The sequence below is a fragment of the Kocuria kalidii genome (assembly GCF_044462225.1).
Lineage (GTDB): Bacteria > Actinomycetota > Actinomycetes > Actinomycetales > Micrococcaceae > Kocuria > Kocuria kalidii.
On sequence record NZ_JBISWJ010000025.1, the window covers coordinates 55,770 to 72,136 of the forward strand.

Annotated in this window: 11 protein-coding genes and 1 tRNA gene; 7 read left to right on the forward strand and 5 right to left on the reverse strand. The window is 74.1% G+C overall.

What is annotated here, in order from left to right; translation table 11 throughout:
• Positions 1-55: 55 nt before the first annotated feature.
• Together ACH9D3_RS04135 and ACH9D3_RS04140 are read right to left on the reverse strand one after the other, a co-directional pair.
• Positions 56-128, reverse strand: a tRNA-Gln gene (locus ACH9D3_RS04135).
• A gap of 62 nt (positions 129-190) precedes the next feature.
• Positions 191-958, reverse strand: a complete 768-nt coding sequence (locus tag ACH9D3_RS04140) for a hypothetical protein (protein WP_396399167.1) — start codon at positions 956-958, stop codon at positions 191-193.
• Between the two features lie 338 nt (positions 959-1,296).
• Here ACH9D3_RS04140 and ACH9D3_RS04145 point away from each other — a divergent pair, with 338 nt between their 5' ends.
• A complete protein-coding gene (locus ACH9D3_RS04145; protein WP_396409969.1) occupies positions 1,297-3,141 on the forward strand; it encodes an ATP-binding cassette domain-containing protein in 1,845 nt (614 codons plus the stop codon).
• Between the two features lie 4 nt (positions 3,142-3,145).
• A complete protein-coding gene (locus ACH9D3_RS04150) occupies positions 3,146-4,405 on the forward strand; it encodes an aminoglycoside phosphotransferase family protein (RefSeq protein WP_396409970.1) in 1,260 nt (419 codons plus the stop codon).
• A gap of 195 nt (positions 4,406-4,600) precedes the next feature.
• On the opposite strand, the gene ACH9D3_RS04155 is transcribed toward ACH9D3_RS04150, so the two are convergent.
• The gene (locus tag ACH9D3_RS04155) at positions 4,601-5,890 is read right to left on the reverse strand and encodes a ScyD/ScyE family protein (protein WP_396409971.1); all 1,290 of its coding nucleotides are present in this window, start codon (positions 5,888-5,890) and stop codon (positions 4,601-4,603) included.
• A 207-nt stretch (positions 5,891-6,097) separates the two neighbouring features.
• Between ACH9D3_RS04155 and ACH9D3_RS04160 the strand changes: the two genes are divergently transcribed.
• The gene (locus ACH9D3_RS04160; protein WP_396409972.1) at positions 6,098-7,552 is read left to right on the forward strand and encodes a polymer-forming cytoskeletal protein; all 1,455 of its coding nucleotides are present in this window, start codon (positions 6,098-6,100) and stop codon (positions 7,550-7,552) included.
• A gap of 4 nt (positions 7,553-7,556) precedes the next feature.
• Here ACH9D3_RS04160 and ACH9D3_RS04165 read toward each other — a convergent pair whose 3' ends face one another.
• Together ACH9D3_RS04165 and ACH9D3_RS04170 are read right to left on the reverse strand one after the other, a co-directional pair.
• Positions 7,557-8,003, reverse strand: a complete 447-nt coding sequence (locus ACH9D3_RS04165) for an adenylyltransferase/cytidyltransferase family protein (protein ID WP_396409973.1) — start codon at positions 8,001-8,003, stop codon at positions 7,557-7,559.
• Positions 8,004-8,163: 160 nt separating this feature from the next.
• Positions 8,164-9,270, reverse strand: a complete 1,107-nt coding sequence (locus tag ACH9D3_RS04170; RefSeq protein ID WP_396409974.1) for an acyltransferase family protein — start codon at positions 9,268-9,270, stop codon at positions 8,164-8,166.
• A 459-nt stretch (positions 9,271-9,729) separates the two neighbouring features.
• Here ACH9D3_RS04170 and ACH9D3_RS04175 point away from each other — a divergent pair, with 459 nt between their 5' ends.
• Genes ACH9D3_RS04175 through ACH9D3_RS04190 form a run of 4 tightly spaced genes read left to right on the forward strand, consistent with a single transcriptional unit; the run spans position 9,730 to position 16,365 of the window.
• The gene (locus ACH9D3_RS04175; RefSeq protein ID WP_396409975.1) at positions 9,730-10,470 is read left to right on the forward strand and encodes a hypothetical protein; all 741 of its coding nucleotides are present in this window, start codon (positions 9,730-9,732) and stop codon (positions 10,468-10,470) included.
• 33 nt (positions 10,471-10,503) lie between these two features.
• Entirely contained in the window at positions 10,504-14,583 is a 4,080-nt protein-coding gene (locus ACH9D3_RS04180; RefSeq protein ID WP_396409976.1) for a fibrinogen-like YCDxxxxGGGW domain-containing protein, read from the forward strand.
• Positions 14,583-15,413 carry a CDP-alcohol phosphatidyltransferase family protein gene (locus ACH9D3_RS04185; RefSeq protein ID WP_396409977.1) on the forward strand — a complete coding sequence of 277 codons (831 nt, stop codon included), beginning with the start codon at positions 14,583-14,585 and terminating at the stop codon, positions 15,411-15,413. Before ACH9D3_RS04180 ends, ACH9D3_RS04185 begins: the two co-directional genes overlap by 1 nt.
• A complete protein-coding gene (locus ACH9D3_RS04190) occupies positions 15,403-16,365 on the forward strand; it encodes a glycosyltransferase (RefSeq protein ID WP_396409978.1) in 963 nt (320 codons plus the stop codon). Before ACH9D3_RS04185 ends, ACH9D3_RS04190 begins: the two co-directional genes overlap by 11 nt.
• Positions 16,366-16,367 lie beyond the last annotated feature (2 nt).

The window sequence follows — 16,367 nt, forward strand, 5'->3', positions numbered from 1 at the left end:
CGCTCCCGGGTCCTTCAGCCCTGTGGCTTTCCAGCGCCCTGGCGGGATGCGGACGTTCCGCCTCTAGGACTCGAACCTAGACTCCACGGCTCCAAAGGCCGGGGTGCTGCCGATTACACCAAGGCGGAGCACCGCCGTGGAACGGCAGTGGTGCACGCAGTGCACAGGCAGTCACCCTACCACTCGGGCGTCAGGCCCCGGCCGCTCGCGGGCGCCCCAGGATCACGATGATCCGGGCCGTGGCGGCGGCCTCCCGCAGCTCCGGGACGGCGGCGAACAGGTCCTCGACCGCGTCCTCGTCCACCCCCGAGATGATCAGTGGCGCGAGGTCCAGCAGGGGCCGCATCCGCTCGAACGCGGCCGCCGGCCCCTCCCCCGCGGCGGTGGACGCGGCCACGTTCCAGGCCACCGACGCCAGGTAGTGCGGGTCCACGTCCAGGGTCCCTGCCGCGCGGGCGCGCTCCAGGTACCGGACCAGCTCCACCTCGTCCTCGGTGGCGCCCTCGGTCTCGAGCAGCAGGTGCACCTGGTGGGCCGAGGCCGCCTCGGCGAGCGCGGCGAGCATCGAGAAGATGCGGTCCTCGGAGCGGCCCCGTCCCCCGACGCCGGCCCGGGGCACCACGAGATACTCGGCGCCCATGCCCGCGGCCAGGGAGAGGTGGTCGTCGAGGACGGCGATGACGCCCTCGTCCGGGATGTCCTGGTCGATCGAGATGTCCGCCCGGATCATCAGGGGGTCGGCGCCGGCTCCGCGCAGGGACTCCCCCACCTGTCGCTGCGGCACCGAGCCGAGGTGCCGGCCGGCCAGCTGGCCCGGTCCCACCGTGATCTCCACCGGGCCCGGGTGCGCCGTCACGGCGCGGACGGCCGCGTCCAGGTCCGCGATGCCGTCCAGCCGGGTGCCGAGGGGACGCGTGCTCGGGGTCGCTGAGGGTCGCTCCGCGGGGTTCTGCTCCATGGACCCATGGTCTCATCCGCGCCGGGGACGCAGCTGTGAAATTCCTGTTCGCACACCGCCCCCTCCCCGCCGCCCCAGCCTCGACGCCACCCACCCACCCCCGGCGCCCCCCACGCTGCGCACCCCTGGTCCCGCCGAGTCCCCAGTCCTGCTCCATATCCCCAGGTATTTGGTTGGGGAAATGCCACATGCTTGGGGAGTCGGCGGGCGTTGGCCCCGGGGGATGGGGACTCGGCGGGGCCAGGGGACGGGAGGTGGGGAGTCGGCGGGGCCAAAGGGCGGCAGGAGGGCTCGGGGCTGCGGCGGGGGCGTGGTGGGGGCGCGAGTACCCTTGACGGGTGGCACATCTACTCGGCGGCGAGAACCTGCACCTGGAATTCCCCACCAAGACGGTCTTCGACGCCGTCAGCCTCGGCATCGACGAGGGCGACCGGATCGGCATCGTGGGCCGCAACGGCGACGGCAAGTCCACGCTGATGAAGCTGCTCGCCGGACGGCTGAAGCCGGACGGGGGCCGGGTGACCGTGCGCTCCGGCGTGCGCGTCGGCATGCTCGACCAGGCCGACGCGCTGGACCCGGAGCTGACCGTGGGCCACGCCGTCGTCGGCGGGCGCGAGGAGCACGAGTGGGCCGGGGACGCGAAGGTCCGGGACGTGATCTCCGGGCTGGTCAAGGACCTCGACTGGGACGCGAAGGCCGGTGAGCTCTCCGGCGGGCAGAAGCGCCGCGTGGCGCTCGCCGCGCTGCTGGCCGGGGACTGGGACGTCATCTTCCTGGACGAGCCCACCAACCACCTGGACGTGGACGGCATCACGTGGCTGGCCCGCCACCTGAACAGCCGCTGGCCGAAGAACCAGGGCGGCCTGGCCGTGGTCACCCACGACCGCTGGTTCCTGGACGCCGTGTGCACCGACACCTGGGAGGTGCACGACCGGATGGTGGAGCCCTTCGAGGGCGGCTACGCGGCGTACGTGCTGCAGCGGGTGGAGCGGGACCGGCAGGCCGCCACCGTGGAGTCCAAGCGGCAGAACCTCATGAAGAAGGAGCTGGCGTGGCTGCGCCGCGGCGCGCCCGCCCGCACCGCCAAGCCCAAGTTCCGGATCGAGGCCGCGAACCAGCTGATCGACGACGTCCCGCCGCCGCGCGACACCGTGGCCCTGTCCCAGCTCGCGGTCTCCCGGCTGGGCAAGGACGTGGTGGACCTCGAGAAGGTCTCCGTCTCCTACCCCACCGAGGACGACGGCCCCCGGGAGGTGCTCCGGGAGGTCACGTGGCTGATCGCCCCCGGCGAGCGCACCGGGATCCTGGGCGTCAACGGCGCGGGCAAGTCCACGCTGCTCGGTCTGGTCACCGGCGACGTGCAGCCCACGAGCGGGCGGGTCAAGCGCGGGAAGACCGTGCGGATCGCGACCCTGACGCAGCAGCTGTCCGAGCTGGAGGACGTGGCCGAGGACCGGGTCTCGGACGCGGTCGCGTCCAAGCGCGCCACCTACCTGGCCGACGGCAAGGAGATGACGCCGGGTCAGCTGCTGGAGCGGCTCGGCTTCACCAACGAGCAGCTGGCCACCCCGGTCAAGGACCTCTCCGGCGGGCAGAAGCGGCGGCTGCAGCTGCTGCTGATCCTGCTGGACGAGCCGAACGTGCTGATCCTCGACGAGCCGTCCAACGACCTCGACACCGACATGCTCACGGCCATGGAGGACCTGCTCGACACCTGGCCCGGCACGCTCCTGGTGGTCTCCCACGACCGCTACCTGCTGGAGCGGGTCACCGACCAGCAGTACGCCGTGATCGACGGCCGCTTCCGGCACCTGCCCCGCGGCGTGGAGCAGTACCTCGAGCTCGCCTCGCAGTCCCGCACCGGCACGGCGGCCGGCTCCGCGAGCGCCTCGAACCCGCTGGCGGCCACGGGGACGTCGTCGGGCGCGGGGAGGACGACGGCGGCGGGCGCGCCCCGGCTCTCCGGGGCGCAGGCCCGCACCGCGCAGAAGGAGGTGGGCGCGATCGAGCGCAAGCTCGAGAAGCTCACCGCGAAGGTCGGGACGCTGCACGCGGAGATGGCCGCCCACGACCAGTCCGACTACACCGGCCTGGGCGAGATCACCGCCCGGCTGACCGCGGTGCAGGACGAGATCGAGGAGCTGGAGCTGCGCTGGCTCGAGCTGTCCGAGGACCTGGTCTAGCCCCGTGACGGGCCCGGAGCGGGAGGCGGTGGCCCTCCTGACCGGGCCCGGGATGGGTCCGGTCCTGGAGCGGGTGCTGCGCCCCGCCGGGCTGGACACCGGCCGCTGGACGCTGCGCCGGGTGCACCACCGACCCGGGGCCGGGGTCAGCGCGGTCTTCGACGTCGCCGCCCTGCACGGGCAGCTGCGGCGTCCGGAGGCGGTGTGCGTGAGCACGGCGCACCCGCCCGCGGACGGGACGGAGGACACCGCTCGGGACGGCGCCGGCGACGCCGACGACGCCGCCCGGAGCCGGGTGCGGCTCGAGCACGAGGGCCTGGTCCTGACCGCGTGGCGGCACCCGCACGATCCGTGGCTGCCCGGTCTGGCCCGGGCGTCCTCCCCCGGGGTCGTGGGGCGGGACGTGTTCTCGGCCGCCGCGCCCGCGGCGCTCACGGAGATCTCCTACCGGCCCACCCGGCGCGCGGTGCTGCGGGCGGCCCACGGGCCGGAGGTCCGCTACCTCAAGGTGCTGCGGCGCGGCAGGGCCGCAGCCCTGCAGTCCCGGCTGCGGATGCTGCTCGACGCCGGTCTGCCCGCGCCGGTCCCGGCGGCCGAGCCGGAGCAGGACGTGGTCGTGCTCCACCAGCTGCCCGGGGCGCCCATGGCGGCCGCGGTGCGGGACGACGGCGCCGCAGCCCTGCAGCCGGACCACGTGCTCGCGCTGCTCGACGCCCTGCCCGCCGCCGCGCTCGACCTGCCTCACCGCCCGTCCTGGACCGACCGGGTCCTGCACTACGGGCACGCGGCCGCGGTCGCCCTGCCGGAGGAGCAGGGGCGGATCGAGCGGCTCACCCGCACGGTCGAGCTCGCCCGCCACGGCACGGACCCGGGTCCGGTGGTCCCCGTGCACGGAGACCTCTACGAGGCCAACCTGCTCGTCGCACCGGACACGGCCGGCCGGTTCGGCCCGGTGAGCGGGCTGCTGGACGTCGACGCGGTGGGTCCGGGCCACCGGGTGGACGACCTCGCGTGCCTGGTGGCCCACCTCGCCGTGCTGCCGACGGTCAGCGACCGCTACACGCACGCGCCCGCCGCGACGGAGCGGTTCCTGGCGGGTTTCGACACCGTGGTGGATCCCGCTGCCCTCCGGGTGCGCTGCGCCGGGGTGGCCCTCTCGCTCGTCGCGGGCGCCCGACGCTCCGGCGGCCCTCCCGACCGGGCCCGTCGCCGGCTCGCCATCGCGGAGCGGTTCCTCGCGATTGCGCAGGAGAGGGCGTCCTGAGCCCTGCGGCGACGGCGTGCCGCGCCCTGGCCGACAGGTGACACGGCCGACGCCCGTCCGTCCGGCGTGCGACAGGACGGCACGCAAGAGAGAACACGCCACATGACAGCCCTGACAGAACCGCACGCGACAGAACGGACGGCGGTGGCGGGACCGGCCCGCCACCGCCGTCGTCGTTCCCCTCGTGCTCGGCGACTACTCCTCCGAGGTCTCCGGCTCCGGCGTCACCAGCCGGTAGGCGTCCGAGAAGTCCAGCTCCCAGACCGCCCCGCCGTCGACGGCGACGCCGGCCGGGTTCTCCGGTCCTTCGGCGATGCCCTCGGCCGTGGCCACGCTGTTGACGGACGCGTACACGTTGCCGTGCCGGTCGGCCGCGAGCCCCGCCGGGAACGGGACGTCGATCGCGTACCGCACGGCGTCCTCCTCATGGCGGTGCAGGACCACCACCTGGCCCGGTGCCTCGTCGGCGGCCGGCGGCGCCTCCTCCGCCGGGGTCTCCCCCGGGGGCAGCGGCGGGGTCGGCCCGAACAGCTGCGAGACGTACAGGTGGCCGCGGTCCACGGCCACGCCGGTGACCGCGGTGAAGCCGTCCCAGCGCTGCAGCTCGGTGCCGTCCGCGGTGAACTGCACGACCGACGCCTCCCCCGGGCGGTCGGACCCGAGCCCGCCCACGTACACGTTGCCGTGCTTGTCGGCGGTCAGCGACGTCGGCACGAACTCGGCCGGGCCCGCCGGGTCGTCCGTCCCGTCGGGAAGAGCGGTGGTCGGCCACGCGGCCCACGCGGTGATCTCGTACTCCGGCGGCGAGTCCTCCGTGGCGGTGGAGAAGTCCGGCTCGACCTTCCACACCGCGTTGGCCCCGGCGTCGGCCACGAGCGCGTAGCCGTCCGGTGACGCCTCGTCGTCCTCGTCCACGTACAGGACCGCGTACGGGTTCGAGTCGATCTGCGCGCCGTCGGGGTTCAGCTCCTCCTCCGCCGCCTGCAGGTCGGCGTACGGGAGCAGATACTCCTCCCCGTCCTCCTCGGTGCCCGCGACGAGCATCGACCCGCCCCGCGCCGTGAACACGGAGAGGTCGATGCGGTCCGGGTCGTAGCCCGCGACGATGTACTGCCCCTCCACGTCCGTGGCGTCCGCGCCGCCGGGCCCCTCCGCGAAGACCCCGCCCGGCGACGCCACGGACAGCAGCCCCTCGACCACCCTCGACACCGTGGGCGCGTCCCGGTGCGGGTCCTCGATCAGCGTGACCGCTCCGGTCGGCCCCGCGCACCGGGCGTCGACGCACTCCGTTCCGCCGCGTCCCGCCTCGGCCACGACCAGGTTCCCGTCCTGGTCCCAGTTGAGCTGCCGCGGGTTGTCCAATTCGTCCGCGACGACCCGCGGCCCGGGCGGCCGGTCCTCCCCGTGCGCGAGCGCCGCCGGCACCGGCCCCGCCAGCACCACGACGGCCGCGGCCAGTCCTGCTCCGAGTCCCTGTCCTGCCATGACCCACCCCCCGGTCGGATCCTGCCGCGCGACAGCCGCACGACAGCCTCAGGCTAGGACCGCGACCCCACCCCCACCAGGACCGATCGGCAACCGTGACCACCTCTTGACCTACGCGCGGGTACATGGCGGGGCGCCGTCACACTGGCCCGTTCCTTGACACCCCCGCCGCCCCGGCGTGCACTCGGGAGCATGGAGTCCCCGCCGGTGTCCCGCACCTCACCCGTCCCGTTCCTGCTCCGCCTGCCGACCCTGCTGACACTGCTGACACTGCTGGCCGCCGCCCTCGCGGGCGCCCTGCTCACCGCGCCGGCGGCCGGGGCCGCCGAGCTGCGCGGCGAGGAGGACGTCCTGGTGGCGGCGGACGAGGTCGTGGACGACGACCTGTACGCGGCCGGCGGGACCGTGGTGGTCGACGGCACCGTGCGCGGTGACCTGCTGGTCGCCGGCGGGACGGTGACGATCAACGGCACGGTGGAGGGGGACCTGATGGCCGCCGCCCAGACCGTGGTGATCGAGGGCACCGTGGGCGACGACGCCCGCGTGGCCGCCCAGGTGCTCCTCCTCGGCGAGGAGGCGCGGGTGGCGGACGACCTGGTCACGGCCGGCTACAGCCTGCAGGCCCGCCCCGGCGCCGAGATCGGCGGGGACGTGCTCCTCGGCGCCTACCAGGCCCTGCTGTCCGGCACGGTCGACGGCGACGTGACCGCCGGCGCCGCGGCCCTCGCCCTGGCCGGCACGGTCGGCGGGGACGTGCAGGCGGACGTGGGCTCCGCCGACGAGGTCGGGGCTGCGTGGGCGCCGACGACCGAGGTCGTCGTGCCCCGGGTGGATCCCGGGCTGACCCTGACCGACGCGGCGCGGCTCGGCGGCGACCTGTCCTACCGATCCGGGACGGAGGCCTCGATCGCCCCGGGCGCCGAGATCGCCGGGGAGGTCTCCTACGAGCAGGTCGCGGTGGACGAGGCCCGGCCGGCCGAGCCCACCGGCCCGCTCGCCCTGCTGCTGGACGGTCTGCGCCTGTTCGTGACGCTGTTCGTGGTCGGCCTGCTCGTGCTCTGGCTGCTGCCCCGCACCGCAGCCGGGGCGTCCGGCGTGCTCCGGACCCGGCCCTGGCTCAGCCTCGGGTGGGGCGCGCTCACGATCGCCGGGACCGTCGTGGCGGTGATCGCGGTCCTGGTCCTCGCGGTCCTGCTGGGCATCGGGCTGGGCCTGCTGACCCTCGGCGGGCTGGCCGCCGCGGTCGTCGTGACGGGCCTGGTGCTCGACCTCGTGCTGGTCGTGGGCCTCGTGCTCGCGGTGTCCCTGCTCGCCCCGGTCGTGGTGGGGTACACCGCGGGCGGCCTGCTGCTGCGGGACCCCGCCCCGCCGCGCTTCGGCAAGCGCGTGCTGGTCCTGGCCCTCGGCCTGCTGATCTACGTGCTGCTGCGGGCCGTGCCCTTCCTCGGCCCCGTCGTCGCGCTGCTCGTGGCGCTGTTCGGCCTCGGAGCGCTGGTCGTGTGGCTCTGGGACGCCGCCCGCCGCAGCCGGGCGCACCGCCGCGGACGCGGCACGGGCCGGCCACCGGGCGAGCCGTCGCCGACGGCGGGCTCGACGACCGCCCGGCCGCCGTGGCAGGCGGGCGGGTCCGCCCCCGGGCCGGGGGCGGACGCCCCGCGCTGAATCCTCAGCCCACCGGGAGCGAGAGCACCTCGAGGGCGGCGCGCAGCTTCGTGGAGGACGTGTGGACCGTGTACGGGAAGTACACGACCTCCACGCCGACGGCCGCGAACTCCTGCTCGAGCCGCTCGCCCTTCGCGGTGCCGCGCCAGTCGTCGCCCTTGAAGAACACGTCGAAGCGCAGCTCCTGCCAGGTGTCCAGCTTGTCGAGGAGCACCTCGGCGTGGACCTGGTCCACGTAGCGGATGTGCTCCACGATCTCCATCCGCTCCCGCAGCGAGACCACCGGGCGGTGCCCCTTGGTGATCTCGATCAGGTCGTCCGAGACCACGCCCGCGATCAGGTGGTCGCAGTGCTGCTTCGCCTGGCGCAGGATGTTCAGGTGCCCCACGTGGAACAGGTCGAACGCCCCGGCCGCGTACCCCACGCGCGGTGTGTGCTTGTCGATGCTCATGTCTGTCGTTCCCCCCTCGGGTTCCTGCCGGGGCCTCCTGTGCCCCGGCCCGGTGGACCACCCGGACGACGCCGGGAGTCCCTCTCGGTCTGCTCGCCGCGGGCACCGGAGTGCGCGGCGGAAATCTGTGGGCCCGCCCGCCCCGGGCGGACCGGCCGGCTCAGCCGGGCGTCTGCCCGGCCGGGACCGCAGCGGTCGCCGCCGCGGGGCGCCGTCCGGTCCGGCGGCGGTGGTGCCAGCGGGCCACCGGTTCCTCCACGAACCACCAGCAGGCGATGCCGGCGGCGGTCCCGGCCACCACCCGCAGGGCCACCCCGGCCGCGCCCGGGACCTCTCCCACCAGCGCGGTCAGGGCGTGCCCGGTCCCCAGGTGGAGCAGGTAGATGCTGTAGCTGGCCAGACCCAGCAGCTGGATCGGCTTCCACCGCATGCCCGCCAGCACGCGCACCCCCAGCGCACCGGTGGGCCCGTGCAGGCCCCACAGCACCACGAGGCAGGCCGCGACCGCCTGGACCGTGTAGCGCACCGTCTCGCGGAAGAGCTCGTCGCGGATCAGCAGCGACCCCAGGTACAGCAAGAGGGCCAGCACCAGGACACGGTCGCGGCCCCACCACGCCGGGGTGCCGGAGGCCGCCTCCCTGCCGGTGCTGCGGGCGTACCAGACGGCGGCGAGCACCCCGATCGCGATCGCCTCGAGCCGGGTGTCCGTGCCGAAGTAGATCCGGTCCGCGCCGGCCCCGCCCAGGTGCAGGACCACCCGCGCGCCCGCCGAGGCGACGGCGGCGGTCCCGGCCAGCACCGCCAGCGCGGTCGCCGGCCGGCGCCGGCCCACGAGCAGCAGCCAGATCAGCGCGAACGCCACGTAGAACTGCTCCTCGATGGACAGGCTCCACACGACGATCGAGCCGGGCAGGACGTCCACCTGGGAGTCCGTGTAGCGCCAGTTGAAGAAGAAGAAGACCTGCCCCAGGAAGTCCCCGAGGTTCACCGGGCGCACCAGCCACGCGTACAGGGCGGTGGGCAGCACCAGGGCCACCAGCAGCGGCGGGGCCAGCTTCAGGGCCCGCCGGCGGTAGAACCCGGTGAGGTCGAACCCCCCGGTGCGCCGGTGCTCCTTGAGGACCAGGTGCGTGATGATGAACCCGGAGATGACGAAGAAGATCGTCACCCCGCTGCCCCCCGGCACCAGTTCGAGGCCGGCGTGGGCGAGCACCACGAGCATGACCGCGGCGGCCCGCATCGCGTCCAGGTGCGCGAACTGCCGCACGGGCAGCCGTGCTGCCGACCGCCCGCGCACCGCTGCCGGCACCGGTACTGCTGTCTCCCCCGCCACAACGCCCCCCTGCGTTCGCCCGACGCCGCGCTCCCCCCGAGCCGCGGCCGTCCCGTGCTGCCTCCGCACCCCTGTTTGCTTCAGGGAATCACGGTGATCGCCTCACCCTACTGCGGAGAAACCTGCGTTTGCATCTGAGAAGGCGGGTCACAAAAGGGGACATCGGAACTCGTTCCCGATAGTTAACGCCGGGGTTAGACTCCATGCGATCCAATGAATTCGGACGGGGGTCGTCCGGAAGCCGCGGGGGTCCTCCGACCCACGACCCGCGGCGGGTCACCGCGGCGCCGGCCCTTCGGTGCCGGAAGTTCAGATCTGGGGGGAGCTGACATGATCCTTGACCTGTCGTGCCATTCGAGCACTCGAGGTCCCACTGCACGTACAGCCCACAGGGTGCTGGGCGGGCTCGTGCTCGCCGGGCTCCTGGCCGGGTGCGGCGCCGTCGGCGCGGCCGACGGAACGGCGCCGGACACGGGCAGCAGCTCGTCCGCGGCCGCCACGGAGGCCCGTGACAAGACCGGGGACAAGAACGGGGACAAGACCGACGAGAAGAGCGGCGGAGAGGCCGGCGGCGACGCCGCTTCCGGCGAGGGCGGCGAGGCGGTGGAGCTCGAGACGCCGCTGGAGGTCCTCGCGTCGGACCTGCCCTCGTCGAAGCCCGTGGCCGCGGACGCGCCGGAGGTCGAGCAGATCGCGGCCGTCTTCGAGGCCCAGGAGACCTTCGTGCCGTCGGACCGGCCGACGCCGGAGAACCCGCAGGCGCCCGGTCCGCAGGAGCCCACGGAGCTGGACCCGGCCGCCGTCGCGGCGGCCGAGGAGTCCGCCAGCGGTGCCGCGCTCCAGGAGGTCGTCGCGTCCCTGACCGAGTTCGAGCACCAGGGCTGGGAGCAGCGCGGGGTGCCCGTCGTCGTCGGACGCCCCGTCCTGGCCCCGCTGCCCGCCGAGGGGGGCGACGCGGCGCGCGTCACGGTCTGCCTCGACTCGTCCCAGGTCACGGTCGTGGACCGTGACGGCGAGGTCGTCCGGGGTCCGCAGAAGGACCGCCGGGCGCTGCACAACTACGACCTCTTCCGCGAACCCGGCCAGTCCTGGCAAGTCGTCCAGCACGGCTTCCCGAACGACCCGACCTGCTGATCCGCCCGCACGAGCCAGTTGAGGAACACCACCATGGGAAACACGAACACCCCGCCCCCGGCGGAGCGGAGCCGGCGCAGCACGCGCGCGGCCCGCAGCAAAACGTCACTCGGGATCGCCACCGTGATGACCGTCGCCGCGACCCTGCTGACCGCCGCACCGGTCAGCGCCGCGACGGCACCGCCGGTGGACGGCAAGTCCGCGGCCTCGGCCGCGGCGTCCTGCTGGGAGATCAAGCAGAAGGACCCGGCGTCCGCGTCCGGCGTCTACTGGCTGGTCACCCCGGCCATGACCGCGCCCGAGGAGTTCTACTGCGACCAGGCCACCGACGGCGGCGGCTGGGTCCTGGTGGGCCGCGGCCGCAACAACTGGAAGGAGTACCACCAGGGCGTCGGCACGCCCCAGGAGGTCTCCTCCACGGTCACGGGCAGCGCGGCGTTCGCGCCGAAGCAGCTGCCGTCCAAGACCGTCGACGCCCTGCTGAACGGCCAGGAGCCCGACACCCTCGAGGACGGCATCCGGCTGCGCCGGGCCCGTGACGCCCAGGGCACCACCTGGCAGGAGGGCCGGTTCCAGATCTCCGCGAAGCCGCGCTGGAACTGGACCTTCGGCTCCGGCACCCCGGTGACCTCCTTCTCCCTCTCCTCCGACGGGGGCACCGCCACGGGGACGAGCGGCGTCACGCACGACTTCGGCACGGACGCCGCCTACAGCCGGGTGCGGTTCCAGGACACCTCCGCGACCGGCTGGCAGCGCGGATTCCGCTACGGCGACGCCGTGACCGGCAGCTCCTCGAACACGTCCTACCTGTGGACGCCGGCCGAGGGCGGCCCGGGCGCCCTGCCCTTCACCCAGATGTACCTGCGGCCCAAGGTCACCCAGGAGGCCTTCGACGGCAAGGCGATCCCCAACACCGGGACCGCCGCGGTGGCCCAGCGGGCCCTGCCGCAGAGCGGCGCCGAGCCCACCACCTGGGGCGCCGTGGAGCGCGCCGACGGCCTGGGCGGCGAGATGAACACCGAGGTCCAGGCCCTGGAGCAGATCGGCAGCACGGTCTTCACGGGCGGCAACTTCAAGGCCATGCAGCGCACGGAGGCGGGCGGCGGGCGCGTCGAGCAGTCCTACCTCGCCGCGTTCGACGTCGAGAACGGCGAGCTGCGCACCGGCTTCCGTCCCGTCTTCGACGGCCAGGTCAAGTCCCTCGCGGAGCTGCCGAACAACCGGCTGGCCGTGGGCGGGCGCTTCACGAAGGTCAACGGCGTCCCGGTCACCGGCTTCGTGGTGCTCGACGCCACGACCGGCCAGGTCGACACCGCCTGGAACGTGACGGTCGAGAACCTGCTCACGAACGGCGTGCTGCAGATCCGCTCGATGGACGTCCAGGGCGACTGGCTCTACCTCGGCGGCGCCTTCACGCACCTCAGCGGCGGCGGCGCCACGGGCAAGATCTACTCCCGCAGCGGCGCCCGGATCAAGATCTCGACGCGCACCCCGGACGCCTCCTGGAACCCGGAGTTCAACGGCACCGTGGTCAGCGTGGACGCCTCCGAGAAGGGCGACCGGTCCTACGCGGCCGGCTACTTCAACGCCTCGCAGGGCGTTCCCGCCTTCCGGCTGGCCGCCGTGCAGACCACCGCCGGCGCCGCGCTGGCCACGCCCGCCTGGGAGTGGGAGAACTCGGTGCCGCCCAACGAGTACAACCCGGACAACCCGGGCGAGCAGGGCTTCCAGCTCGCCGTCCGCGAGCAGGGCGGCACGGTCTGGGCCGGCGGGGCCCAGCACAACATGTTCGGCTTCGACCGTGCCACGTTCGAGCGCACGTCCTGGGGCGTGGCCTCCAACGGGGGCGACTTCCAGACGGCCACCTCCACCGCGGACACGGTGTTCGCCGGGTGCCACTGCTTCCAGTGGTTCAACGTGGGCACCACCCACTGGGTGCGCAGGAACTACGCGACCCAGCCCGCCGTGATCGCCGAGCGGATCAACGCCATCGGCGCCTGGGACGCGAAGAGCGGGCAGTACCTGCCCGAGTTCAACCCCGAGTGGAGGGGCTTCGGCGGCTGGGGCCCCTGGGCCTCGCTGGTGGACAGCAAGGGCGTGCTGTGGGCCGGCGGCGACGTGAACCGCATCGTCTCCGCGAGCGGCGCCCCCCAGTGGGCGGGCGGCTTCGTCCGGTTCGCCCCGCGCGACGCCAAGGCCCCGGCCGCGCCCGCGGGGCTGACGGTGGCCCGGGACGGGAACTCCGACGCCCTGTCCTGGACCGCGGCCCCCGAGTCCGGCGTGACCTACCAGGTGCTGCGCAACGACCGGCCGATCGGCACGGTCACGGGCACCAGCAGCAAGGTGCCGCACGTCGACGGCGCCCGGTACGCCGTGCGCGCGGCCGACGCCGCGGGCAACGTCTCGGCGTCCACGCCGGTGGTCGAGGTGGGCACGGACCCGGCCCCGCAGCCGGGGACGAACACCCTGATCGCCGCGGGCTCCGCGTGGAAGTACCATCACGACCGCGCCAACCCGCCGGCCGACGACTGGTCCGCCACCGGCTTCGACGACACCACGTGGAAGCAGGGCTCGGCCGTGCTCGGCTGGGGCAGCGACCAGGTGAAGACCACGCTCGTGGCCGACGGCACCCGCCCGCTGGTGAGCTACTTCCGCCGCACCGTGGACGTGCCCGACGCCTCGAAGGTCGAGAAGCTGAAGATCACCACCCGCGCGGACGACGGTGTGGCCGTGCACGTCAACGGCCACGAGGTCGTGCGGTCCAACCTGGACGAGGGAAACCTCGAGGACCACCCGTGGGCCCTGACCCCGCGCCGGACCGCCACCGCGGCGGCCGAGCCCGTCACGGTCGAGGTGCCCGCGTGGATGCTCCGCGACGGCGAGAACGTCGTCTCCGCGCAGATGCACTCCAACTGGACGAACACGACCGACACCAGCTTCGACCTCACCGCCACGGCCGTCCCCGGCACCCAGCCGGCGCCGCCCGCGGAGGAGAAGCCGCCCACCGAGGAGGAGCCGGCCCCGCAGCCGACCGACCCGGACGCGCTGGTCGCCGAGGGTGCCACGTGGAAGTACCACCACGACCGCGCCAACCCGCCGGCCGACGACTGGGCCGGCACCGGTTTCGACGACGCCGCCTGGAAGCAGGGCTCGGCCGTGCTCGGCTGGGGCAGCGACCAGGTGAGGACCACGCTCGTGGCCGACGGCACCCGCCCGCTGACCACCTACTACCGCAAGGAGGTGTCCGTGGCCGACGCCTCGAAGGTCGAGAAGCTGACCATCACCACCCGTGCGGACGACGCCGTGGCCGTCTACGTCAACGGCAAGGAAGTGGTCCGGGACAACCTGCCGGAGGGCGACCTGGAGCCGGGCACCTACGCGACGGCACCGCGCCGGACCGCCACCGCGGTGGCCGAGCCGGTCGTGGTCGAGGTGCCCGCGTGGATGCTGACCGACGGCGAGAACGTGATCGCCGCCGAGGTGCACTCCAACTGGACGAACACCACCGACGCCAGCTTCGAGCTCTCCGCGGTCGTCACCGCCGGCACGCAGCCGGCGCCGCCCGCCGGGGAGCAGCTCCCGGGCGAGGAGGCGGACGCGCTGATCGCCGAGGGCGCCACGTGGAAGTACCACCACGACCGCGCCACCCCGCCGGCCGACGACTGGGCCGGCACGGCGTTCGACGACGCCGCGTGGAAGCAGGGCTCGGCCGTCCTCGGCTGGGGCAGCGACCAGGTGACGACCACGCTCGTGGCCGACGGCACCCGCCCGCTGACCACCTACTACCGCAAGGAGGTGGACGTGGCCGACGTCTCGCAGTTCGTGAGCCTGACGCTCACGACCCGGGCCGACGACGCCGTGGCGGTCTACGTCAACGGCAAGGAAGTGGTCCGGGACAACCTCCCGGAGGGCGACCTCGGCCCGGGCACCTACGCGACGGCACCGCGCCGGACCGCCACCGCGGTGGCCGAGCCGGTCGTGGTGCGGATCCCCGCGTCGGCGCTGCGCAACGGCAAGAACGTGATCGCCGCCGAGGTGCACTCCAACTGGACGAACACCACCGACGCCACCTTCGACCTCGAGCTCGTGCCCAGCACGGAGGAGCAGGCCTGATGAACAGCAGCACCGCCGCCCCGCGGCACCACCTCTCCTACCCGGAGGCCCTGGCCGGGCTGCGCGCGGCGCAGAAGCCCGGCCAGGGGGTCCCGGCCTACACCCGGTGGGTGAACCGGCCGCTGGCCCGCCGGGCTGCCGCCCGGGCCGCCGCGGACGGGCTCACCGCCAACGCGGTGACCGGTCTCAGCGCGGTGCTGTCCGCCGCGGGGCTGGCGGTGCTCGTCGCGATCCCGCCCACGGTGGTCACCGGCCTCGTGGTGGCGGTGCTGCTGGCCGCCGGCTACGTCATGGACTCCGCCGACGGCCAGGTGGCCCGGCTCACCGGGACGGGCTCCCCGGCCGGGGAGTGGCTGGACCACGTGGTGGACTCCGTTCGCACCCCGGCCGTCCACCTCGCCGTCCTCGCGTCCTGGCTGGTGCACGGGGTCCCCGCGGGGACGGCACCGGCCCTCGCGGTCGGGCTGCCCATGCTGTTCGTCCTCGTGGAGACCGGCCAGTTCATGAGCCAGATCCTGGCCGAGCAGCTGCGCCGGCGGGGCGGGATCGGCGGTCCGTCCGCCGGCGGGACGCTGCGCTCGTTCCTCAACTTGCCCACCGACGCCGGCGTCACCTGCTGGATCTTCGTCCTCTGGGGTGTCCCCGCACTGTTCGTCCCGGCCTACGCCGCGCTGCTGCTCGCCCTCGCGGCGATCGCCGCGGTCTCCATGCGGCGCAAGTACGTCGGACTGGTGCCGCGGTCCGCCGCGGCACCCGCCCGTCCGTCCACCCCGGTCCCCGACCACTCGTCCGTACCGTCCGACTCCAGGAGTGCCTCCGATGTCCATTGACGCCCTCATCCCGTCCCCGGCGGCCGCCGGCACCTCGACCGGCCACCCGTCCGTCTCCGTGCTCATTGCCACCGCCGGCCGTCCCCGGATGCTGCGGGACGCGGTCCGCTCGATCGTCGAGCAGGACTACCCCGGCCCGCTGGAGGTGGTCGTCGTCTTCGACCGCATCGACGTCGACCCGCTCGAGGACGTGGCCGTCCCGGCCGGCGTCGAGCTGCGCACCGTGCCCAACACCCGGTCCCCGGGCCTGGCGGGCGCCCGCAACACCGGCCTGCACGCCGCGGCCGGGCAGATCATCGCCTTCTGCGACGACGACGACGTTTGGGCGCCCGGCAAGCTGGTCCGCCAGATGGGGCTCTGGGCCGAGCACCCCGGGGCCTCCGCGATCGCGGGCGGGATCCGCATCGTCTCCCACGCCCGCACGACCGAGCGCCACCCGCAGCCGGTGGCCACGTTCGAGGAGCTGCTGGTCGACCGGATGGTGGAGATCCACCCGTCCGCGCTGATCTGCCGCCGCGCCGACCTCTTCGGCCCGGTGGGCCTGGTCGACGAGGAGCTGCCCTCCTCCTACGGAGAGGACTACGACCTGCTCCTGCGCCTGGCCCGCCACGCGCCCGTGCACTCGGTGCCCGAGACGGTGCTGACCGTGCGCTGGGACCGTCCGTCCTTCTTCCGCGAGAAGTGGGGGGACATCGCCGAGGCCCTGACCTACCTGCTGCGCAAGTACCCGGAGTTCGAGACCACGGCGAAGGGCACGGCGGAGATCGCCGGGCAGGTGGCCTTCGCCCACGCGGCCCGCGGCGACCGCCGGGAGGCGCTGCGCTGGTCCCGCGCCGCCCTGCGCCGGGACCCGGGACAGCTGCGGGCCTGGGGCGCCCTGGCCGTGACCACCGGTCTGGTCAGCGCCGAACGGCTTCAGAACGCGGTGGCCAACCTCGGACGGGGGCTGTGAGC